Annotated in this window: 1 protein-coding gene; it reads right to left on the reverse strand. The window is 71.4% G+C overall.

Going from position 1 to position 1,159, the window contains the following annotated elements; translation table 11 throughout:
* A partial coding sequence (locus ACIBU0_RS44520) for an acetyl/propionyl/methylcrotonyl-CoA carboxylase subunit alpha (RefSeq protein ID WP_398830666.1) occupies positions 1-1,157 on the reverse strand: 1,157 nt, incomplete at its 3' end.
* Between the last annotated feature and the right edge of the window lie 2 nt (positions 1,158-1,159).

A 1,159-nucleotide genomic window follows, 5' to 3' on the forward strand; every position in this document is an offset into this window, starting at 1 on the left:
AGCTTGGCGAGCAGGGAGTCCCAGGCCGGGCCGATCACGCTGCCGGACTCCACGCCGGCGTCCAGGCGCACGCCCGGGCCCGACGGTGCGGCGAAGGTCGTCACCGTGCCGGGGGCCGGGAGGAAGTTGCGGCCGGGGTCTTCGCCGTTGATGCGGAACTCGAAGGAATGGCCGCGCAGGGGCGGGTCGTCGTAGCCGAGTTCTTCGCCGTCGGCGATGCGGAACATCTCGCGTACCAGGTCGATGCCGGCGACTTCCTCGGTGACCGGGTGCTCGACCTGCAGGCGGGTGTTGACCTCCAGGAAGGAGATCGTGCCGTCCAGGCCGACGAGGAACTCCACGGTGCCGGCGCCGACGTAGCCGGCCTCCTTCAAAATCGCCTTGGAGGCGGAGTACAGCTCGGCGACCTGTGCGTCGGACAGGAACGGTGCGGGGGCTTCCTCGACCAGTTTCTGGTGGCGGCGCTGCAGGGAGCAGTCGCGGGTGGAGACCACGACCACGTTGCCGTGGCGGTCGGCCAGGCACTGGGTTTCGACGTGGCGGGGCTTGTCGAGGTAGCGCTCGACGAAGCACTCCCCGCGGCCGAACGCGGCGACGGCCTCACGCACGGCGGAGTCGTACAGCTCGGGGACTTCTTCGAGGGTGCGGGCGACCTTCAGGCCGCGTCCGCCGCCGCCGAAGGCGGCCTTGATGGCGATGGGCAGGCCGTGCTCTTCGGCGAAGGCCACGACCTCCTCCGCACCGCTCACCGGGTCGGGGGTGCCGGCCACCAGCGGGGCGCCGGCGCGCTGGGCGATGTGCCGGGCGGCGACCTTGTCGCCCAGGTCGCGGATGGCCTGCGGCGGCGGGCCGATCCAGATCAGTCCGGCGTCCAGGACCGCCTGCGCGAAGTCGGCGTTCTCGGAGAGGAAGCCGTATCCCGGATGGATGGCGTCCGCGCCCGACTCGCGCGCCGCGTTCAGGATCTTGTCGATCACCAGATAGCTGGTCGCCGGGGTGTCACCGCCCAGGGCGAACGCCTCATCCGCGGCGCGGACATGCAAAGCGTCCCGGTCCGGTTCCGCGTAGACGGCCACGCTCGCGATCCCGGCGTCCCGGCAGGCCCGGGCCACGCGGACAGCGATTTCGCCACGGTTGGCGATGAGCACCTTGCGCACGA

The sequence above is a fragment of the Streptomyces sp. NPDC049627 genome (assembly GCF_044465645.1).
Classification (GTDB): Bacteria; Actinomycetota; Actinomycetes; order Streptomycetales; family Streptomycetaceae; genus Streptomyces.